Source organism: Prevotella melaninogenica, assembly GCF_018128065.1.
Classification (GTDB): domain Bacteria; phylum Bacteroidota; class Bacteroidia; order Bacteroidales; family Bacteroidaceae; genus Prevotella.
This window is the reverse complement of record NZ_CP072359.1, coordinates 727,414-749,936: the sequence shown is the minus strand read 5'-3', so window position 1 is coordinate 749,936 and position 22,523 is coordinate 727,414. Positions and strand designations below refer to the sequence as shown.

The window sequence follows — 22,523 nt, the reverse complement described above, 5'->3', positions numbered from 1 at the left end:
TTTTAATCTCCTATCACTTCCATCATGGTGATGATTCTGTTTTCCTTCTTGTGGTAGAAACCAATATGAATATTCTGCAAGGGCTGTTGAGCAAAGACGTTCAGAATGTCTTGATAGCTGAAGAGTTCGGTGTCATAGACGATGCAGTAGTTCTTACCCTTTCCACCAAACTGTTTAATCAGTTCGGTATGCGTTCGTTCTAAATCGTCCTTCTCCGTCACCCGATACTCTGCCACCAAGGCATTATCGGTTGCAAGATGTTGACATTTTTCTACCACGTCTTCACCTACCGCAAATATATAATGAGGGAACGACTTGGCTATTGATATGCGAAATCCCAACTTCTTTCGCGTTGCGCGGATGGTTGTACCTATCAGTGAGCCAAGGGCTTTCATATAGATAGCCGTCTTTATGGGCAGTCGCCACAATGCGTTCATACCGCCATAATGCTTGCGGAAGAAGATGAGCATGGCATCATAGAAGACGTGGACATATCGGAAGCTGGACTTCTGTGTGCTCTCGCCCTTATAGTGCAGGATGCGCACAGGCAGATACCAGTTTTCAAAACCGGCTTTCAGCAGTCGATAGCTCAGGTCGACATCCTCGCCATACATAAAGTAATCCTCATCTAATAATCCTATCTTGTCTAAGGCTGTCTTACGCAGGAAGCAGTAAGCACCACTAATAACCTCAATCTTGCCTGGTTCGTCCCACGGCAGACTACCCATATAATAATGTGCAAAGTGGTCGTTCTGTGGGAAGTGTTTGCAAAGTCCTATCATCTTATAGAACGAAACCAGGGGAGAAGGCAAGCCACGACGGCTCTCCAAAGCACGTTCGCCAATGTGCGTAAGCATCTGTACGCCAAGTCCTCCAGCTTTTGGATGGTTGTCCATAAAGTCAATTGACGCACGGATAACGTCCTCACCCACAACCGTATCGGGGTTTAATAGTAAGACATACTCGCCCTTACTCTGTCGGATAGCAATATTATTGCCACAAGCAAAACCTAAGTTGTGTGCGCTGGCAATAAAATGTACGTCAGGGAAACGGCTGCGAAGATAGGTGACAGAGTCGTCGTGAGAATGATTGTCAACCACAAAAACCTCAGCTTCAACGCCTTTCAAAGCACGCTGAAGACTCTTCAAACACTGTTCGAGATAGTATTTTACGTTATAATTAACGATGACAACGCTTAGCTTCATTTACTCCTGCTTTGAATTATCCATCGCACATTCGTGTTCGCAACGCTTCTTGCTGGGATAGACGAAGCATAGGCTCAATGCCAAGATAACGGCAAGATAGAAGAAACTTACGTTATCCCCGAAGGCATAGTAGAAGAAGGTGTTGAGTATCATCGGTATGCAAAGCATCATCATTCGTACGCTACCCCAAAAGAGGAGCTTGCGACTGACGTGGCTCTCGTCCGTATGCAAGTCGGAACGCACGTATCCAATCTTGAAAAGGAAAAGCGACAGGGGGATGACAGCAAGGGTCAGCAACTGCATTAAGAATTGCGTGGTGACCATATTCGTGCTCTCAATATCTGCCCATCCGCCAGGCAAAAGCAGTTCAAGCTCATACACAGCGATAATCAGTAATGTGATAAACGCAGAGCCAATAAGCTCAGAAAGGAGTATTTTTCTTGTTTTGTCCATAGTCATGATTAAGAGTCAAGCGGTGTACGGTTCAGAATACTTCTGCCCAACGTCACCTCATCAGTATATTCAAGTTCGTCACCAACAGAGATACCACGAGCAATCACCGATAGTTTCACGCCCGTGTCTTTCAGCTTTCGTGAGATATAAAAGTTGGTCGTGTCGCCCTCCATCGTACTGGCAAGGGCAAGGATGACTTCCTTTACGCCTCCCTCCTCCACGCGTCGTACGAGCGAGTCAATCTCTAAGTCGTTCGGTCCGATACCATCCATGGGAGAGATGATACCGCCTAAGACGTGATAGAGTCCGTGAAACTGTTGCGTATTCTCAATTGCCATCACGTCCTGAACGTTCTCTACCACACAAACCAGCGAGGCATCTCGGCGTGCGTCAGAACAGATAGAACATGTCTCATCGTCAGAAATATTATGGCAAACCTTACAATACTTCACATCGTGCTTCACCCGTATGACAGCATCGGCAAAGCTATCCACGTCATCAGTCGACTGGCGTAGCAGATGCAAAACAAGGCGTAGGGCCGTCTTACGCCCCACACCTGGCAACTGTGAGAAAGCCTCTACGGCACGCTCTAAGAGTTGAGAAGGGTATTGTTGCATTTAAAAATTAATTCTCGTAGGCTCGAGATATAGATAAGGAGGATAGTTGTTGCTATCCTCTTTTTAGGACAGTCGTTTCTTGTAGCGATATAGGGATACACCATCTGGTGTATCCCCATTTTAAGACAGCCAGTCCACAAAATAATATCAGTTTTCGTTCTCTTCGATTAATCATCAAAGAGGTAGATGCCAAGACCTAATTTCAAGCCAATTGATGAATAATCATGATCCTTGAATGACTGATCATAATAGATAGCAGGCTCTATCGTTACCGAGCGGTTGATGAAGAAAGCATAACCCAACTCAACACCAGGCAATAGGTCGTTATAGCTGTGATTAGCATGGAGGAGCTTCACATTCGCACCCAAATAGAGTCCGTTTTGTGTGATATAGTAACGTCCACCAACACCCACACTGATATGGTCGGCAACGGTCTCTGAACCATTGTGTGCAGCATCCACCATCGCAAGTACCATCACATCATCCCAAGGGAAGTAACCAGCCTTTGCCTGCAAGCCAATATTTAAGCCATCTTTACCATTATAGTGCAAGTTAAGTCCTGTAAGGGAAGCACCAAAATAACCCTTGCCCTCTTGAAACTGTGCAAATGCACCGACACTCACTACCATTGCTGCAACGAGCAACATAAATCTTTTTATCATAGTAATATAACGATATAAATATAAAATTTGGATTGACAAGTAACCCCATCGGGGTTCTGTCAACATTCTAAGACAAAGGTAAAAATAATATTTGGATTGAGGAAAAAATTGACATTCTTTATAAAATAGATGGTGCCACCAAGGCTTTTGCCTATTATTTCATGGCAAGCAAATTCAGTTCCATTGTCAGTTGTAATAGACTTGACATACTCTTTGAATGGAGATGGCAAATGTATTACAGTGCGTGCCAGCTCTTTGCATTTTTTCCTTTGATATTCTATTATGCCATGCAACATGCATGTTATCTTCTATCTATGATTTGTCTTTGAACAAATAAAGCAGCTATAGGCAAAGTCCCATACTTTCTTCGTTAATTTCTTTTCTACTTCTCTTTATTTAATATTACGACTTTCTTCTATTAGTTTTTCTTTTGATGGTAATTTTTCTACGTTAAGGACGAAGGCTATTTTCTCATCATATATTAAAGTTAAATATCCTTTATGTTCCCATTCTTTTAATACAGGAAGTATTCTTTCCCTTTCTGTATATATAATTGGAGGAAAGCTATCCCATGTCCAGATAGGGCTATATGCAAATGGATCATGACAAATATAAGTTGCCAATACACGAACAATTTTTATTCTCTTCATATTATTTTAATGTTATTGTTCTACCTGTTTTCAAGTTCACCATTCTCATCAATCATTATTTGAAATTCAGGTTCTCTTCTATTAGTTTTTCTTTTGATGGTAATTTCTCTGGAATAAAAGAAAAAACAATGTCGTCATCTTCTATTAATTTTATATATCCATTTTTAGTCGAATATGTTGAAAAATGGGTATGGTTTCTTAGGCTATATATTAGCTTATTGGTTCTTTTATCAAGCTATTTGCTTACTCATAAGTGTATTAAAAGCAAAAGTTCCACCCTGGTACGCATTTAAAAGAGGCATGGTGGAAACTGTCACGACAAAGATAGTTCTTTTATTTTAATCTTGCAAGTCTTTAGAGTAAATCTTTGAAAATCATGGAAAAAGGCAAATTGATATATGAATAGAGTCGATTTTGTTTTCTGCTTTATTTGTGTTTGTAAACTATTTTCACTCATCTCAAAACCAATACATGCTCTTTAGGGCTCTAAAAGATGCTCTTTTGGCTTGCAAAAGATGCCCTTTAAGGTTCTTACTAACGCCCTTTTGAACCCTTACTAAGCACCTTTTGAAATACAGTCTTGCAAATGCTTGATGGCAAGTAACTTACATGGGTGATTTTGATACTCGTTTTTAGGTTTATATTCGGTTTTTTTTACGGCTTGTTTTGTAAATAAAATTCCAATGCTTCAAGTGGCAAAGTCGCAAAGGCACATTTGTCACAAGGGGCGGCAAACCGCATATTCATCGGAAAGAAAGAGAGATAGTTTCCATGAAGAAAGCAGATTTTATTACTCCTCATTCAGCATAAACCGCTTTTTAGAGTGGATTTTAACGTGTATTTCGCCACATTATATTAAAAAACGAATAGAAGTCATCTACCATACGAAATAATTTAGTAATTTTGTCCTCGGTGGCTATTGTGGTTTCTGTTTGTAGTTCTTTAGAGAGCACACGATAAAGGGGTAGAATTACATTATCACTGAATTTACAGATACTTATACCCCATTGAACTCAGATTATTTAGTCCCTCAAATTCACGTATATTATTATTTCATATATGAAGAAGCTTTTTTTATTTACGCTCCTTTGCGTAATAACGATTACAACACACGCACAGACAAATCTTTCTGACTATCTTACGAAGCGGATGCCGAAGCGGGAGACACGTGCCGTTTGGCTGACGACACTGGCTAACCTCGACTGGCCGAAGACTTACGCACGGTCGGCAGAGAGTATTGAACAGCAGAAACAGGAACTGATTGACATCCTCGATAAATACCAGAAAGCAAATATTAACACCGTCCTCTTACAGGCACGTGTGCGTGCAGCAACGATTTATCCGTCGGATATCGAACCATGGGATCGGTGTATCACAGGCATTGAGGGTGGGGCACCGGGTTATGGTTATGACCCGCTTGCCTTTGCCGTGACGGAATGTCACAAACGTGGTATGGAACTCCATGCTTGGATAGCAACGATTCCCGTAGGTGCAAAAAACTCGTTGGGCTGCAGAACGCTGAAACAGAAGGGCTTCCGAATCAGAAACTACGCTACGGGTTCTTATCTCGACCCTGCCGACCCTTCTGTCGCTCCTTACTTGGCGAGTATCTGTGGAGAGATTGTGAGAAAGTATGATGTGGATGGTATCAACCTCGATTATATCCGCTATCCTGATGGATGGCCACGCCCTTCCTATCGTGATGGTGACACACCAGATGAGCGTCGTAGCAATATCACAGCCATTGTGCGTGCTATTCATGACGAGGTGAAAGCTATCAAACCGTGGGTGAAGATGTCGTGCTCACCAATCGGTAAGCATGCTGACCTCAGTCGTTATAGTTCAAAGAATTTCAATGCCCACGATCGTGTTTCACAAGAGGCGCAGGAGTGGATGAGATTAGGGTTGATGGACCAGCTCTATCCGATGCAATACTTCCGTGGCGACAACTATTATCCTTTTGTTGCAGACTGGGTTGAGAATGCTTATAAGCGTGAGATAGTGACAGGTTTGGGTACTTACTTCCTCGATCCACGTGAGGGTAATTGGACGTTGGGCGAACTGACTCGTCAGATGTACGTCAGTCGTGACCTCGGAGTGGGACATGCTCATTTCCGTTCTTACTTCCTCACGGCTAACAAGCAGGGTGTCTACGACTTTGAGAAGCAGTTTAATACTACGCTTTCCCTCCCTCATAAGATGCAGGGTGTTGTGTCAACGGCTGCCATGCCATATGCTGTCAATTCCTCATTAGTAGAACGTCGAGAGGATAAGTCGGTGATTCTGAGGTGGAAGGCGGTCACTCCTTATTATAATATATACGCCAGCTACACCTATCCTGTTGATACTGAGGATGCGCGAAACCTGCTCTTTACACGCTATACTGGGCAGACGCTGCAGTTGAAGAACGTCAATCCTAATCTCTATTTTGCGGTTAGAGGTATGGACCCTTACGGATTAGAAACGCCTGCTTTACAGGAGAATATGAAGTCTTCGACGCTTTCGAAGTCTCCTGCTACACTGCTCGCTAATGATGGAAACGCCCTTACCCTCCCTGCTGCAGCAAAGCTAACGGATGCCGATCGTTATGTAATCCTCTCTTTGCAGGGTGTTATTCTCCGCATCGTTAATGCTAAATCATTAAAAAACAACCAGTTATATATCGGTTCCCTGTCCGACGGTATGTATTCCCTCAAGGTCTACAACCATAAGAAAAAGTCTTTCGCCTTAGGCTCATTCATGGTCAAGAGGACTTCGAAGTAGACGAGTTAACCAGTTGCTTGTAGACAGGGTATGTAAAGACAGAGTAACATAAGAACAAGTTTTTTAGTTAACAAGTTTTTAGTCAACGAATAAACCAGTTGATAAGTAAACAAGTTATATGCTTTGTTTGCTATCAACTGGTTTATTTTTTTTATCTATCAAGTAACATGTCAACTCGTTTACTTGTTCACGTGTCAACTTGTCCATTTGTTACTCGAAAGAACTTTGTTCATCTGTTACTTTGTCTTCAATTACTCTGTCTACAAGCAACTGGTTCACTTGTCCACTTGTTAACTCGTCAACTATAAATCTGTGAATTCTCCGACCTTTAGGTCTCTGAGCCTTTCAGTGTGCAAAAAGGAAATCTGTTCTTTCTGTTCCTCTGTGTCATCTGTGAGAGAATGCTGTGATAGAGTAGCTCTTTATTTTCTCACAGATAGCACAGATAAACAGAGTCCATAGGACACACAGAAACCTAAAGGTTATTGATAACACAGAACGTTAAAACACAAATTCAGCACAAGCAACTCGTTCACTTGCTAACTTGTTACCAAACAGAACTTTGTTCATCTGTTACTTTGTCTTTTATTTTCCCTGTCTACAAGCAACTCGTTAACCTGTCCACCCGTTCACTCTGTCATTTTAAAAGCTGTTCACGTGGAGTTTCAATGATAGTCATCACAAAGACATCATTCACTTTGCGTCGCTCTTCGTTTGAGGCAAGGCGGTCTCTCTCAGCCTTATACAAAGTCTTAACCTTCTCAGGACCCTCCATCAACCTGATGGCAGCATAGCGGTTTATCTCGTGTGCACTATCATGATCTTTCTCATAGAGTCTCTTGAAATTTGCCTCTGCACGCTTGTAGTAGTTCATTGCTTCCTTTTTATTCCCCAACTTCTCATAGAACATACCAGCACCAAGAAGTGTGTAAGGTTCTATTGGATTACGCTTTAGGTAAGCATTTAGCGTCTCTAACGCCTATGTCAATTCACCTTGATTTTTGAGATATTCCGCCTTGTTAGCGTAAGCAAGCTGATAGTCAGGGTCCTTCTCAATAGCACAATCAAGCAGGGTCATCGCCTTCTTCACAGAGTCAGGTGAGTTCGAGTGATTTGTATAAGCGTCTACCGCCTGGTTGTTTAACACGATTACAGCTGAGTCAGGTTTATGACCACAGCAAAGTTTCTCATTGCGTTGTGCGTTGCAGGGTGTCAATGTTAGAAACATGAATAGCGATAATGCCAAAAGAAAATAACGATTCATTGTTTTTAACCTTAATTCCGCAGCACTTTTTCTTGTGAGATGATTTTGTGTATTGAGACATCTTTTTGCCTCTACATGTGATAGGAAGCGACCTTAGGCTGGAATTTGCCCTTACAGGCGCATAAAATCCCCCACCCAAACCAATGGGGAAGTATGAAAAACCACAAAGACATGCTGTTTATTCAAGGAATACTTCAGAGTAGTAGGTTTTATTTGTATATAGGTTCAGAACGTTCTGCCTTCCAGTGCGCACCCATTTTGCTGGCACGCTGACAAAATGTAGGATAAAGGCTTTCAGTCTGCTTGTCTTTTTCAATGGCTTGACCTTCTCGCTGATATGACGGATGAGATAGAGATAGAAGTTCTTCAGCATGGCGGTAACCATCATGAAAACCATGTTCTCAGCCATAAAGGAAAATGGCAGATGCGACCATCCGAAGTCATTGTTCTGTATATCGAAGTTCTTTTCGCTTGCTCCACGCTCATTATAAAATGTAATGATGTCTTTCTCAGTAGATGTCCAGTTATTGGTGAGGATACAGCGGTATGTGTATATTACTCCGAACATATCCGTCTGCTCCCTGCCATCCTTGTCTTTCAAAGGACTACGCTGTACGACAAGCCTGTATGACTTTCCTTCGATGAGGTCGTCCATGCTGACAGAGGTGACATCGCATCTCTCATAACCAACTTCAATGCTCTTCCATTCTTTCAGCTGGTGGAAGTCCTCGCATCGGCTGCCACAGTTGGCAGCACGTATATAGAACGTGTTGCAGCGCTGCTCTACGGTTTGGATGATTTCCTTTGAGAACGACCCGCAGTCAGCACGGAAACGCTCTATTACCACACCAAGTTCTGAGGTCACACGGTCCATAATGCGACGGAGCGTGTCTTCTTGATGGAATCTCACATTGGTGTTTCCGTCACGATTCTCACCTCCGACTATGATTCCCCCAATGGAAGCCCAACCAGGGAAATAGCCAAAATCCTGCTTGTAAGAATACTTTGCATCGAACTTGTGGGCTGGAATAAACTGGCGGTCAAAGTCTAAGTCAACATGGCTACCCACCTTTATAAGCCCCATCCTCCGTATCATTCGTAAAAGTAAGGTATTCAACTTTTCTGCCGTGTTGAAACTATACGACTTGTCGGAAGTCTCGCTCTTATAGACAATATTTTTCTCGGCAAGCTCCTTTAGTCCGCGCCCCACAGTGTCGGCACCGGGTAATAGCGTGTCAGGTCTCTGCTTGAACTGCCCAATAAGCGCATTGATGTCCTCAAGGCATTCTCCACCACAAAGGTAGCTGAAGAAGAGAGAGCCGAAAATACTTCCATGGCTGAATGCTTTGCCACTACTTCCACGTTTACCCAATACAGATTCGGTAAGTTTTTCAAAGCCTAACTTTGAGAAAACGTCCATAATGTGATAAATTCCACCGAAAGAAGTGATATTCTCGTTTTTAATTGCTACCTTTGTCATGTCAGATTTTTGCTTACTTGTTATGTTTGCAGCACCAAGATAGGTGAAAATTCTGACATATCCAAGTGTTTTGAAGACTTTGTTTCTCAGGCACTTGGAGTTCTTACAAGAATTTATGCTGCGGAATTAAGGGAAAGGAAAACTATAATTATAATAGCTCACCGTTTATCAACAATAAAAGCTTCTGAACAAATTATTGTATTGGAGAGTGGAAAAGTTGTGGAACAAGGTTCGCATGAGCAATTATTATCTAATAAAGGGGCTTATCATAAATTGTGGAAAGAACAATTTGAGTATAGTAACTAAAAATATAACTTTGAGGTATATTGTTTATTATGAAGTATTCAAAAAGAAAAAGAATAGTGGCAAGTACTGGTCTTACAAACCTTTATTATATAAAGAAGTTGTTAGGTTTCCTCTTTTACGCATTTTTTATATGTATATTTGCCCTTATTATAAATAATTTGATTTATCAATTTTGCACTCCTAAAACTTTATCTTATGCTCGGTGGATAGCAACACCCATAGGGGAATTGATAGAAATATTTTTTGTATACATAGCATTAGGTCTCTCAGCGATATGTATTGGCAAGGCTAAATTGAACTTAGGAACGATAAAAAGAGAGAAAATAGCCCTTCTTACGCTATTGTGTATACTTGTAGCCTTAACCGAATGCTTACCTGAGGTGAGTCTTATAACAGCTCTATCACAAATTATAGGGGAGGTTCCAGAAACTGATCTTATTAAGAATATTAATGTTGGTACATTTTTTAGTGTTTGTATATTAGCTCCCATTGTGGAAGAGTTGTTTTTCCGTGGAGTAGTAGAAAGGATTTTATTAAAGTTGAAAACTTCTCCATGGGTAGGCATTATCGCATCTGCTATGCTCTTTACTATGATACATGAGTTCCCGTATCAAGCTATAGGCGCTTTTATAGGTGGAGTGATATATGGGTGGGTTTATTATAAAACAAAGAGTATTTATCTCACCTTTAGCATGCATGCGGTTAATAATATCATTGCTTTCATTGGAATTTTTTTGGATGATGGAGTAGGGAGTTCTGACGCATTTCCTCCCATTCTTTATGTCTTTGCAGGGCTTTCTTTGCTGCTTTTCATTTTCTTTATTGTTAAATTATCTTATAAACTAAAAGATTTTTAGAGAGTGAAATAATTTTGCACTCATAGTTAATAGTTTTGTAACGTGACAAGAAAAAATCTTGAAACTATTATTATTAACTTTTAAAACTTAAAATTATGAGTAATCCTAATTTGTATCGTACTCTTTCACAAGAGGAAATGAGGAATATCAATGGTGGTATTCCTTGGAAGGCTATTGGTAAGTTTCTTCTTAAAACTGGTGTTGTAGCAGCAGTTGAAGAATGTGTTTCAGGTGTTATTGATTGGGTGAGAAAACGGCTCTAATTAAAAGAGAAAAGTTATGAAGAATTATTATTTAGAACTTTCTAAAGATGAAATGACCTCTATAAATGGAGGAATTCCGATGCGAAATGGCTTTGAAATATTTAAAAAAATAGCAAAGTCCATTATTGATGCCTTTCGCCACGCAGGTGAGATATGGGCCTAATACAAAATTAAATAAGTAAGTAATGGACTTTTTTGGTTGCAAAATACGAAAGCTATATTTATTTTAGAGATATATTGTACTGAATATTTTTAGAGTCAAGTGTGTTTTTATAAAATGTTTCAGTATTTTTGTAACATAAGGAACTGATACTTACGAAAGTATTAATTAAAGGTGACTATATACGACATTACCCTAAATATACGAAACACCGTTTAACTCAACAGATTAGGCGGTGTTTTATATTGTAATAACATCTATAATCTTATACTTGATATAATAAATCAAATATATAATCGTTATTATAACAAAGTTAATAAAGAAAAGCCGCCGTTACGGTGTCAAAATAACAGCAGCTTTGAGAAGACACATCTATCGTGTTGCCGCACGAATATAGAGTGGGGTGTTACATTACACGGATGTCTAATAATAACGACATCCGTTTTTATCTTAATCCCCTTTCTTATGAATGTGAGGCTTCAAAGATGGTGTATTACCAGGTGTCTGCTTATTGTCTCTTTGACGTCTGTCAGGTTTTCCTGTAGTAACAGCAATTCTTTTTGGTCCAGGTTTAATTCCCATTGAGTAACCATTTTGATTCAACATGTAAACTCCCCTTTTATAATGGAGTTGAAGCTCCACTATCTTATATCGAAAGATTAGTAGAAACGCTGCATCCTATTAGGTTTTCAGCAAGCAAGTGCCTATGACACCTTTTAAATAAATGCAACAATGATACCCCCATAACTGCATTATTGTGGGGATAACCCCACGTTAATATATGAATTAACTAAAGTTTCTCACCCAAATAAATAGATAGAAAAAAAACAGTTTGTCGAATTTTCTTTGTAAATTAGTAATCGCTAAAGAACTGATTTTAAAGACAAGACAACAAAACTGTTATAGAAACAAAAATAGAGAAAATAAGTGAGTTATCCAAACTTTTGAGTGTTAAAACTCGAATGAGTGATGATTTATTTCATCTTTTTGGCATCGGTCACCTGTTATCTCGCCTGTCATAAGAGAAACATGATGGAGTCTCGGCTTCGCAAGCAACTGGTTTACTTGTCCACTCGTTTACTTGTCCACTTACCATGTTACTCTGTCTTTTATTTACCCTGTCTACAAGCAACTTGGTCACTCGTCCACTGGTTGACTCGTCTACTTACCATGTTACTCTGTCTTTTATTTACCCTATCTACAAGCAACTGGTTGACTTGCCTACTTGTTGACTTGTCTACTTTTCAACAAAAAAACTTCACAACCTTGCATTTTCAATAAATTTTGCTATATTTGCAAATTGTTTAATACATATGTATCACATGTTTGTTGAGATTATAGATATTTCATACTATGAGTTTAAGCTGTAGTCACTGTTTATGGAAGGCTCAAGAAGAGTTTTGTCTGTCCTTTTATATGATAGAGAAAGTTTTTCACAATTGGATTTAATAAGATCAGACTAAATATAACAAAGTTTATGAGTAAAAAGTTACTTATGTGTTTTGCCATGCTGTTTATGTGCGTAAGCGCAGCATTGGCACAAACTAAAATTTCGGGTACCGTAGTGTCGGCCGACGATAACGAGCCTGTTATCGGTGCTACCATTATGGTCGTGGGCACCAAGTCGGGTGCAGTAACCGATGTTGATGGTAAGTTTTCGCTTACCACTGACGTTGCTAATCCTCAGATCACTGTGGGCTATATCGGTATGGCATCGCAGACGCTGAAGGGTACTACCGACATGAAGGTGGTGCTTAAGTCAAGCACTCAGACACTGAACGAGGTTGTTGTGACGGGTCTTACCCGCACCGACCGCCGTCTCTTTACGGGTGCAACGGACAAGGTTGATGCTGAGAAGGCGCGCCTGAGTGGTGTGGCAGATATCAGCCGTTCGCTTGAAGGTCAGGCAGCGGGTGTGTCTGTTCAGAACGTCAGCGGAACCTTCGGTACGTCTCCAAAGATTCGTATTCGTGGTGCCACCTCTATCTACGGTAGCAGTAAGCCACTTTGGGTTGTCGATGGTGTGATCATGGAAGATGCAGCCAATGTCGGTGCAGACGACTTAGCTTCGGGTAATCCAGAGACCCTTATCTCTTCTGCAATTGCAGGTCTTAATGCCGATGATATCGAGAGCTTCCAGATTTTGAAGGACGGTTCGGCAACCTCTATCTATGGTGCGCGTGCGATGGCAGGTGTGATTGTTGTTACTACTAAGAAAGGTAAGCAGGGACAGGCACACATCAGCTATACAGGTGAGTTCACCTCTCGCCTTGTACCCTCTTATAGCAACTTCGATATCCTCGACTCAAAGGAGCAGATGGGTATTTATAGAGAGTTGGCAGATAAGGGCTGGTTGAATTTCTCTGAGGTACTCAATGGTAGCGAATATGGTGTGTATGGTAAGATGTACGAGATGATCAACAAGTACAATGCAAGCACAGGTCAATTCGGTTTGGAGAATACCACAGAGGCACGCAACCGCTATCTACAGCGTGCAGAGTTCCGCAATACCAACTGGTTTAAGGAGTTGTTCTCATCTAATATTATGCAAAGCCACTCAATCAGCTTGAGCGGTGGTACACAGAAGTCAAACTACTATGCATCGTTCAGTGCATTGTTAGACCCGGGATGGTATAAACAGAGTAACGTAAACCGTTATACCCTCAACGTGAACCTCACACAGCATTTGACAGAGAAGCTGTCGTTGAACCTCATTGGTGGTGCGGCTTATCGTAAGCAGCGTGCACCGGGAACACTTGGTCAGGACGTTGACGTAGTAGGTGGTGAGGTGAAGCGTGACTTCGACATCAACCCTTACTCATACGCAAGCAACACCTCACGTGTACTTGACCCATCAGCAACATACGTTGCGAACTATGCGCCATTCAACATCTTCAATGAGTTGGATAACAACTATATCGACCTCAACACGATTGATGCTCGTTTCCAGTTGGAATTGAAGTATAAGCCAATCAAGGGCTTAGAGTTATCACTCTTGGGTGCATTTAAGTATATGACTTCTACACAGGAGCATTTTGTAAAGGACAATTCTAATCAGGCATTAGCTTATCGTGCGATGGCTAACGGAATTATCCGCGATGCTAACAAGTATCTTTATAAAGACCCATCAAACCCTTATGTATTGCCAATGACCGTGTTGCCATACGGTGGTTTGTATCATAAAGGTGACAACCGCATGAGCGATTATGACATTCGTGCAACCGCTAACTATAGCCGCACCTTTGCCGATAAGCATATCATGAACCTCTTCGGTGGTATGGAGTTGAAGAGTATTGAACGTCAGCGCAATGCCTTCGAGGGTGCTGGTCTGCGTTATGATGCAGGTATGGTTCCATTCTATATCTATCAGTATTTCAAGCGTGCATTGGAGTCGGGCAATACTTATTATACCATTAACCCAACCAACTCACGCAGTGTAGCCTTCTACGGCAACGCTACTTACAGCTATCAGGGCCGTTACGTCTTCAATGGTACCCTTCGTTATGAGGGCTCAAACCAGATGGGGCGCAATTCAAGCGCACGCTGGATGCCAACATGGAACGTGTCTGGAGCATGGAATGTGCATGAGGAGAACTGGTTTAATAAGCTCTCTCCATTGAATAAGCTTACCTTACGCGCCTCTTACAGTCTTACAGGTACGCCTCCAGATGCTTCTTATAGCAACTCAACCGCTATCATCACAGCCTCAACTCCTTTCCGTCTCTTCGCAGAAGATCAGGAGCCACAGCTTGAGCTTAGCGAGTTGGCAAACTCAACACTTACCTATGAGAAGAAGAACGAGTTGAACCTCGGTTTCGATGCATCTTTGTGGAACAACCGCTTAGGTGTTACTTTCGACTATTATACACGTAGAAACTTCGACGAAATTGGTCCGATGATTACCGCTGGTTTGGGTGGTGAGATTATTCGTGCAGCCAACGTTGCCGAGATGAATTCTAATGGTCTTGAGTTGAGTATCTCTTCTGTTAACATTAAGAAGAAGAACTTCTCTTGGACAACAAGCTTCATCTACTCTTATGCAACGACCGAGATTACAAAGCTCTTCAATCAAGGTAACGTGATGAGCTTGGTGAGCGGTAACGGTTTTGCCAAGAAGGGTTATCCTGCTCGTGCCTTGTTCTCAATCCCATTCATGGGCTTGAACAGCGATGGTATGCCAATGGTTCTCAATGAGAAGGGACAGGTGACAACCGATGATATCAACTTCCAAGAGCGTACAAAGACCGACTTCTTGAAGTATGAAGGTCCAACTGATCCAACGCATACAGGTTCTGTGGGCAATATGTTCAGCTATCATGGTTTCCGTCTGAACGTGTTCTTCACTTACGCTTTCGGTAACGTAGTACGCCTTGATCCTAAGTTCCGTGCACGTTATAACGACCTCGTTTCAATGACTAATGCGTTCAAGAACCGTTGGATGGCAGCTGGTGAGGAGAAAGAAACCAATGTTCCCGGTATTCTTTCTAAGAGCCAGTACATGGCAAACACCAATGTTCGCTTGGGCTACAACGCCTATAACTACAGCGATGCACGTATTGCAAAGGGCGACTTCATCCGCCTCAAGGAGATTTCTTTGGGCTATGACTTCCCTGCACAGATGTTCCAAAACAGCATGATTAAGAATGCATCGTTGAAGCTTCAGGCTACCAACCTCTTCCTTCTCTATGCTGACAAGCGACTCAATGGTCAGGATCCAGAGTTCTATAATGTGGGTGGTGTTGCATCGCCAATGCCAAAACAATTTACGCTAACAGTAAAACTTGGACTTTAAAACTTATGAAGATGAAAGTCAAAAATATATTATATACTTGCCAGTGGCTGCGATTTCGCTTGCACTTACTTCGTGTAACGATTTCCTTAACAAGTATCCAGACAGCCGCATGGACCTTAAGAACCCTACGGAGGTGAGCCAATTGTTGGTAAGCGCTTATCCACAAGCACACCCAGCTTACCTCACTGAGATGTATTCGGACAATACTGACGAGCAACTGCATAGTACATGGAGTGCGTTCGACAGATTCCAAGAGCAGGCTTATCAGTGGAAAGACATTGACGATGTGAGCAATACCGAGACCCCTTATCAGCTCTGGTCAGCGCATTATGCAGCTATATCAGCTTGTAATGAGGCGATTGAATACATTGAGCGTACTGTCAAGGATGCGCAGTCAGAGGAAGACTATCGTGCACAGTTGGGCGAGGCTTTGCTCTGTAGAGCGTTCTCAATGTTCCAGTTATCAACCGTCTTCTGTCAGGCTTACGACAAGACGACGGCTGCCAACCAGTTAGGTTTACCTTATCCAACAGAGCCAGAGAAGGTTGTTGGTCGATTGATAGAGCGTGGTACGCTGGCTGAACTCTATCAGAAGATTGAGGCAGATATGCTGAAGGGTATTGCTCTTGTCGGTACAAAGTATGCGAAGCCTAAGTTCCACTTCACCAAGCAGGCAGCTTACGCTTTCGCAACTCGCTTCTATCTCTATGCACAGCAGTATGACAAGGCAGTGAAGTATGCTAACATGGTATTGGGCGATCAGCCAGCAGATATCCTCCGCAACTGGGCAGAGTGGAACCGCTTAGGTCCAAGTGGTAACGTACAGCCAAACGCCTTTGTAAATGCAAGCAACACTGCCAACATCATGTTGTTGCCAGTTCCTTCACAGTGGGGTGTTATCAGTATTCCTATTCAGGCTGGTAGCAAGTATGCGCATGGCGAATTGATTAGCAAGAACGAAACCTTGCAGGCGCCGGGTCCATGGGGTGACAGCGGTTCAACGCTTAACTATACCGTTCTTTATAATAATGGTGTATCAAAGTACTGCTTGCGTAAAATCCCTTACGTACCTAAGGTGATTGATGCAACAGCAGAGATTGGTATTCCTTACGGTGAGTATGCTGTGTTCAGCACAGACATTACCCTGCTTGAGCGTGCTGAGGCTTATGCGCTCTTAGGTCAATATGACAAGGCATTGAAAGACATCAACACCGAGTTGACCGTCTTCTCAAAGACCAAGAAGCAGCTCACGCTTGCGGATATTCAAGACTTCTATGGTTCGATGGCTTACTACACATCAACAAAACCAACACCAAAGAAGAAGCTGAACCCATTGTTTGCAGTAGAGGCTACCATACAGGAACCTCTTTTGCAGTGTCTCTTACAGTTGAAGCGATTGGTAACCATCCATGAGGGTTTCCGTCTTCAGGATGTTAAACGTTATGGTATCACAATGTATCGTAGAAAGATTGATGTGCAGTCAAACGTTACTGCCGTAACTGACTCTATGAAGGTTGGCGACCCACGCTTAGCTATTCAGTTGCCACAGGACGTAATATCAGCTGGTGTGACACCTAACCCACGTAATAATTAAAACGAGCCGTTATGAAAAAGTATTTATATTTGGTTGCAATCGCTATCGTCAGCTGTGGCGCAATCTTGTCTTCATGTAGTGATGACAAGGTAAGCGGTGATTCGATCTTCTTGACTGAGGCTGTACATCGTAATGCCTTTGACCAGTGGTTGTATAAGAACTACACCATGCCTTATAATATAGAGTTCCAGTATCGTTTGAAGACGGAGGAGACCGAGCAGGCTTATAACTTCGTGCCTGCTGACTCTGCAAAGACTGTTAAGCTTGCTATCCTCACAAAGTATATGTGGTTTGATGCTTATGCCGAGACCGTTGGTCTTGATTTTATTAAGGAGAATGCGCCACGTATCATCGTTGTTACTGGTACACCGGGTTACACACGTTATCGCACAGAGGTAATCGGTAGCGCTGAGGGTGGCTATAAGGTAAGATTAGGTAAGGTAAATGCCCTTACCGATGACCAGCTGAAGGACTATGGTAGTATGAATAACTACTATTTCCACACGATGCACCATGAGTTCATGCACATTCTTAATCAGAAGAAGCCTTACGATGAGTCGTATGATAACATCTCACGTTCTGACTACGTAAGTGGTAACTGGACTTCTATCCCTGACAAGAAAGCGCAGAGCATGGGTTTCGTTTCGGCTTACTCTATGGAGAATCCTGCTGAGGATATTGCTGAACTTTACTCTATCTACGTGACCAGTACGCCAGAGGATTGGGCTACAATCATGAAGAATGCGGGTAACAAGGGCGGTACGATTATCAACAAAAAGCTGAAGATCATTCGCGAGTACATGAGCAATTCATGGAATGTTGACATCGAACTGCTGCGCAATGCAATCCTCAGAAGAGGTGGAAAGATTGGTACACTCGACCTGAACACACTGGAATAAGAGAACGGGCAGTGTACATATTATCAATAAATAAATAAACAAGGGCTTCTGACTTAGGCTGAAACTCCCCATGCAAGGGTGTGAGAGAGCATAAAAGTCTAAGTTCAGAACCTGATAAAAGTAAATGAATACGCAAATGAAAAAGGTATATTTACTATTCATGGCTATCGTACTGACACTTTCTTTGCAATCGTGTCTGCATGACGATAAGACCACTTTCGACCTCCCTGCGGCTGAGCGAATCGAGAAGAAGGTTGCTGACTATAAGGCACTTTTAGAGTCATCAGAGGATGGTTGGGTAATGCAGTATTATACGGGAAAGAACTATAGCTACGGTGGTTACACGCTGTTGCTGAAGTTCAAGAACGGCCATGTTACCGCTATGGGTGACGTGAAGGACGTTGAGGCAAAGGCTACTTCGGGCTACGATGTAGTGAAAGACTTGGGTCCTACCTTGTCATTCAATGAGTATAACGCAGTGATTCACCCACTGGCTGAGACTTGGTTGGGTAGTCCTGACGGTGCGCAGGGCGACTATGAGTTCTCTATCCTCCGTGCTACTAACGACAGCATCTTCGTGCGTGGTCGCAAGTGGCACAATGATATGGTCCTCACACGCCTGCCAAAGGGTACTAACTGGGAAGAGTATATGCTCGGTCTTGTGACGGTAATGGAAGGTATGAATGTTGAGACCTACGACTTTGTCTTGGGTAATGACACCTTAGGACAGGGAACACTCACACAAGAGGTGAGACGTCTTACTGTTACCTTAGGCGATAAGAAGTGGGAGATGCCTTATTGTACAACCAATACAGGTATCGTACTCCGTGAGCCTATCGTCATCGGTAACAAGAAGTATCAACGCTTTACATGGAACGAGGAAGACCACTCGCTGACACAAGACGACCTTAAAATCATTCAGTTCTTGCCTAAGAGCCATAAGAGCATTGACTTCTGGGTTGGCGAATGGCAATTGAAGACCAACCTACGTAAGCGTATTAGGCTTACCTTGGAAAAGGGTTCTGTGGCGAATACGCTGAAGGGTAAGTTGAATATTAACAATATCAATTATGAAATCCTCATGACTTACGACCCTGCAACAGGACACCTTGAGCTTCCTGGACAGCCAGTGACCGACCCTACTTATAAGTATCCAGCAGGTATCGTAATGATTCCAGCATCGCAGAAGGAGGGCAAACTCTTCGGTGAAGGAAAGGGTAGCTTGTTCTTCACATGGGATGAAGATATGCAGCGTGCAAAGGCTGAAGACAGCGGACAGATTACAGGACACGAAGTAGATTCCTTCTTCGGTGTAGCTTACGGCGAAGACTTGCAGCCTATTACCGATGCAAGTGGCAACTATGTATTTGCCTTCACATTGCCAAATATCCAGTACATGACGAAAATTAATTAATTATGAAGAAGTATATTTCAATATTCATGCTCGTTGCAGCTGCCGCTCTCGGAACGGCATGCAGCAACGACAATAACGAACTGCCTGAATATGCTGCGGGATTGAATGTCGTAAAGGCACAGACAGCATTTAACGTGATTGGTGGAACAAACATGGTGAAGATGGCTTCCGAACCTGCCAAGGCTTATGCACAAGATGCGTGGCTTACGGTTACGAAGAAAGCTGAGACACTTGAGTTGACTGCAGCGACAAATACCAGTCCACAGTCGCGCAACACGCTCCTTGTTATTAAGAACCTTCAGGGCGACTCTATCACCCTTAACGTTCAGCAGGAAGGTGTCACCTTCGGTCTGCCTGCTGGTGAGGATATCTTCACCGATGACAAGGCTATTCAGAAGACGCTCATCGCTACGGCTAACGTACCTGTCACCTATGTTACTACGGGCGACTGGATTACCGTTGAGCAGAAAGGTAACGAAGTAGGCGTAAAGGTGGCTGAGAACACGACGGGTAAGGCACGTGTAGGCTGGGTTATCGCTAAGGCAGTGGGCTTAGTTGACTCGTTGAAGGTGGTTCAGGCTTCATTATCAGACTTCGTTGGCGAATACAAGCAGACAGCAAAGATGCGTAACGCTGACCGTAGCTTGTCGAGAAAGACCTCTGACGTGCGTATCGAGGCTGCAGCTGGTACCAACAAGGCTAACTTCATTGTTGATAACAAATACACGTGGCCAGTAGACTTTATCCCTGGTAAGGGATTTAAGATGACCAACGGTAAGGTAGTCTTCAAGAACGAGGTGCAGACAGGTGTTTACGAATACTTTATCTCAGTTATCGTTGCTGACGACTTCAGTAAGGAGCACGAGACAGCCATCAATGGTACGCAGGAGAGCATCCTTCTTTCAATTGATGACACAGGCAACCTCGTATTCAAAGAGGCACAGAAACTTGCCTCTGAGCAAACCTTCTCATCTTACGGCTGGAACCGCTTTTCTGATACCAAACCAGTTATGGGTGCCTATCGTGGAATAGGTGAGGTGTATGTACAACCAAAACTTACACGCAAGTAGATTTTATAGTTGACGAGTTGACAAGTTAACTGCTCTATAACGATTCGTGTGGGTTGTTTGACCTGATTAGAATATCTGTTGTATTTATAAAAGAAGTATTTGTTCAGTTTAGTTTTAGCGTTTTACACTTAAACACTTTAGCCAACGGAAAAGGATGTTTTAAGGTCTTATTTCATACAATGTGTGTGAATGTTTACCATCATTTGCTGTTGTGCTGATACTCTGCACATGTGGTGCGGATGCTTAACACCACATGTGCGGAGGGTTAAATGCACTATGATATATGGATGACAGGGAATGAATAGTGAGCAAAACGTTGTAATACTAAGAATAAACAGGAGGTGTGTAGAAGCTTGTTTAGCGAAAACTCCTTTATATTTGTAGTAATCCGTCTTCTTCTGTCCAGCCATAAAGCCATTAAACATAGGAACACTGGCAAGGAAAAAACTATTCACCCACACGTTTCGTTATAGAGCCGGTATCTCGGTATTCACGCCCTCTCTCCAATCGGAGAGGGGTGGGGGTGAGGCTTCAGAGATGAGGGGGTGGGGGTGAGGATTTCTTTTCCTTCTATCTCTCACAACAAGCAATCTGTTAACTTGAAAACATTCTGTCATTCTTTGTTATTATGAGATAAATTCTGTACTTTTGTATCTATAATAAGATTGAAAAAGATATGGAACCATTGGCAGAACGATTGCGACCGCGCACGCTCGACGATTATATCGGACAGGAACACCTCGTTGGTGAGGGGGCTGTGCTCCGACGTATGATCGATTCGGGACGTATTGCATCGTTTATCCTTTGGGGACCACCAGGCGTGGGGAAGACTACGCTGGCACAGATTATCGCCAACCGCTTAGAGACACCATTCTATACGCTCTCTGCAGTGACGAGTGGCGTAAAGGATGTGCGTGATGTCATCGAAAGGGCACAGAGTGGGCGGTTCTTCAACTCTGCCTCACCGATACTCTTCATTGATGAAATCCATCGTTTCTCAAAGTCGCAACAGGACTCGCTCTTGGGCGCAGTAGAGAAAGGAACAGTGACGCTTATCGGTGCAACGACTGAGAACCCATCCTTTGAAGTAATTCGTCCGTTGCTCTCTCGCTGTCAGCTCTATACGCTGAAATCGTTGGAGAAGGAGGATTTATTGAAACTGTTGCACCGTGCAGTGACACAAGATGTGGAACTGAAGAAGCGGAATATCGAACTGCGTGAGACGGGTGCTCTCCTGCGTTATAGTGGGGGCGATGCACGTAAGTTGCTGAATATCATCGACCTTATCATGGCTGCCGAGTCGGGTAATGATATTGTGATAACGGATAAGATGGTGGAGGAACGCTTGCAGGAGAATCCGTTGGCGTATGATAAGGATGGTGAGATGCACTATGATATCATCTCGGCATTCATCAAGTCTATCCGTGGCTCCGACCCTGATGCAGCCCTCTACTGGATGGCAAGAATGATTGAGGGCGGAGAAGACCCGAAGTTCATTGCGCGCCGTGTCGTCATCAGTGCAGCAGAAGACATCGGGCTTGCTAACCCTAACGCCCTGCTGTTAGCGAATGCAGCCTTTGATGCTGTGACGAAGATTGGTTGGCCTGAAGGTCGAATACCATTAGCGGAGGCGGTAGTCTATCTGGCTCGATCGAAGAAGGATAATTCCGCATACGTAGGCATCAATAATGCGATAGAGTTAGTGAGACAGACAGGCAACTTGCCTGTACCACTTCATCTACGCAATGCACCGACAAAGTTGATGAAGGACCTTGGTTACAGCGATGGATATAAGTATCCGCACGATTACCCAGGACATTACGTAGAGCAGCAGTATATGCCGGATGAGTTGGTACCTCCCCCAACCCCTCCGAAGGAGGGGAGCACCTAACGGAGTGTTATCTCCCTATGTTTCCCCTTATGATAGTAATAATATGTAGCGAAAGCTCACTAAATTGTACCCCAAACCCAACCAAATTGTGCCTCAAACCCAACCAAACTGTACCCCATTAGGCACTCCCCTCCCTTTTGGGGAGGGGAGTGCCTAATGGAGTGTTATCTCCCTATGTTTCCC

18 protein-coding genes and 1 pseudogene are annotated in these 22,523 nt (G+C 42.9%); 10 read left to right on the top strand and 9 right to left on the bottom strand.

Features of this window, described 5'->3' with window-relative positions; translation table 11 throughout:
- Nucleotides 1-2: 2 nt before the first annotated feature.
- The 6 genes and pseudogenes from J5A56_RS03030 to J5A56_RS03010 form a co-directional block, all read right to left on the bottom strand.
- Entirely contained in the window at nt 3-1,205 is a 1,203-nt protein-coding gene (locus J5A56_RS03030; protein ID WP_021671708.1) for a glycosyltransferase family 2 protein, read from the bottom strand.
- A complete protein-coding gene (locus J5A56_RS03025; protein WP_036919669.1) occupies nt 1,206-1,658 on the bottom strand; it encodes a hypothetical protein in 453 nt (150 codons plus the stop codon).
- Between the two features lie 8 nt (nt 1,659-1,666).
- Complete coding sequence (gene recR / locus J5A56_RS03020) at nt 1,667-2,275, bottom strand: recombination mediator RecR (protein WP_021671706.1); 609 nt, start codon at nt 2,273-2,275, stop codon at nt 1,667-1,669.
- Between the two features lie 167 nt (nt 2,276-2,442).
- Nucleotides 2,443-2,922, bottom strand: a complete 480-nt coding sequence (locus tag J5A56_RS03015; protein ID WP_081691282.1) for an outer membrane beta-barrel protein — start codon at nt 2,920-2,922, stop codon at nt 2,443-2,445.
- Between the two features lie 137 nt (nt 2,923-3,059).
- Nucleotides 3,060-3,203 (bottom strand): annotated as a pseudogene (locus tag J5A56_RS13820) (IS30 family transposase); the annotation flags it as partial.
- 126 nt (nt 3,204-3,329) lie between these two features.
- Nucleotides 3,330-3,587, bottom strand: coding sequence for a hypothetical protein (locus J5A56_RS03010; RefSeq protein WP_021671703.1), 258 nt, complete (start codon nt 3,585-3,587; stop codon nt 3,330-3,332).
- Nucleotides 3,588-4,646: 1,059 nt separating this feature from the next.
- Between J5A56_RS03010 and J5A56_RS03005 the strand changes: the two genes are divergently transcribed.
- Nucleotides 4,647-6,350, top strand: a complete 1,704-nt coding sequence (locus tag J5A56_RS03005; RefSeq protein ID WP_021671701.1) for a glycoside hydrolase family 10 protein — start codon at nt 4,647-4,649, stop codon at nt 6,348-6,350.
- Nucleotides 6,351-6,987: 637 nt separating this feature from the next.
- On the opposite strand, the gene J5A56_RS13390 is transcribed toward J5A56_RS03005, so the two are convergent.
- The 3 genes from J5A56_RS13390 to J5A56_RS02995 form a co-directional block, all read right to left on the bottom strand.
- Complete coding sequence (locus J5A56_RS13390) at nt 6,988-7,224, bottom strand: hypothetical protein (RefSeq protein ID WP_231370807.1); 237 nt, start codon at nt 7,222-7,224, stop codon at nt 6,988-6,990.
- A 105-nt stretch (nt 7,225-7,329) separates the two neighbouring features.
- Nucleotides 7,330-7,614 (bottom strand): hypothetical protein, encoded by a 285-nt coding sequence (locus tag J5A56_RS13385; protein WP_021671698.1) that lies wholly within the window; start codon nt 7,612-7,614, stop codon nt 7,330-7,332.
- Between the two features lie 178 nt (nt 7,615-7,792).
- A complete protein-coding gene (locus tag J5A56_RS02995) occupies nt 7,793-9,094 on the bottom strand; it encodes an IS1380 family transposase (protein ID WP_211815494.1) in 1,302 nt (433 codons plus the stop codon).
- Nucleotides 9,095-9,429: 335 nt separating this feature from the next.
- Here J5A56_RS02995 and J5A56_RS02990 point away from each other — a divergent pair, with 335 nt between their 5' ends.
- The 9 genes from J5A56_RS02990 to J5A56_RS02950 all read left to right on the top strand — a co-directional run bounded on the left by J5A56_RS02990 (nt 9,430) and on the right by J5A56_RS02950 (nt 22,340).
- Nucleotides 9,430-10,257 (top strand): CPBP family intramembrane glutamic endopeptidase, encoded by an 828-nt coding sequence (locus J5A56_RS02990; protein ID WP_021670814.1) that lies wholly within the window; start codon nt 9,430-9,432, stop codon nt 10,255-10,257.
- A gap of 95 nt (nt 10,258-10,352) precedes the next feature.
- Complete coding sequence (locus J5A56_RS02985) at nt 10,353-10,520, top strand: hypothetical protein (RefSeq protein ID WP_021670815.1); 168 nt, start codon at nt 10,353-10,355, stop codon at nt 10,518-10,520.
- A 16-nt stretch (nt 10,521-10,536) separates the two neighbouring features.
- Complete coding sequence (locus tag J5A56_RS02980) at nt 10,537-10,683, top strand: hypothetical protein (protein ID WP_021670816.1); 147 nt, start codon at nt 10,537-10,539, stop codon at nt 10,681-10,683.
- A 1,474-nt stretch (nt 10,684-12,157) separates the two neighbouring features.
- Nucleotides 12,158-15,472: a SusC/RagA family TonB-linked outer membrane protein gene (locus J5A56_RS02975; RefSeq protein WP_021670818.1), complete on the top strand. Its 3,315-nt coding sequence runs from the start codon at nt 12,158-12,160 to the stop codon at nt 15,470-15,472.
- 109 nt (nt 15,473-15,581) lie between these two features.
- A complete protein-coding gene (locus tag J5A56_RS02970; RefSeq protein WP_249112059.1) occupies nt 15,582-17,066 on the top strand; it encodes a RagB/SusD family nutrient uptake outer membrane protein in 1,485 nt (494 codons plus the stop codon).
- 11 nt (nt 17,067-17,077) lie between these two features.
- On the top strand, nt 17,078-17,965 hold the full coding sequence (locus tag J5A56_RS02965) for a zinc-binding metallopeptidase (RefSeq protein ID WP_021670820.1): 888 nt from the start codon (nt 17,078-17,080) through the stop codon (nt 17,963-17,965).
- A gap of 136 nt (nt 17,966-18,101) precedes the next feature.
- Nucleotides 18,102-19,379, top strand: a complete 1,278-nt coding sequence (locus J5A56_RS02960) for a DUF4302 domain-containing protein (protein WP_036918759.1) — start codon at nt 18,102-18,104, stop codon at nt 19,377-19,379.
- Between the two features lie 2 nt (nt 19,380-19,381).
- Nucleotides 19,382-20,449, top strand: a complete 1,068-nt coding sequence (locus tag J5A56_RS02955) for a BACON domain-containing protein (protein WP_021670822.1) — start codon at nt 19,382-19,384, stop codon at nt 20,447-20,449.
- A gap of 676 nt (nt 20,450-21,125) precedes the next feature.
- The gene (locus J5A56_RS02950) at nt 21,126-22,340 is read left to right on the top strand and encodes a replication-associated recombination protein A (RefSeq protein WP_021670824.1); all 1,215 of its coding nucleotides are present in this window, start codon (nt 21,126-21,128) and stop codon (nt 22,338-22,340) included.
- The last annotated feature ends 183 nt before the right edge of the window (nt 22,341-22,523 follow it).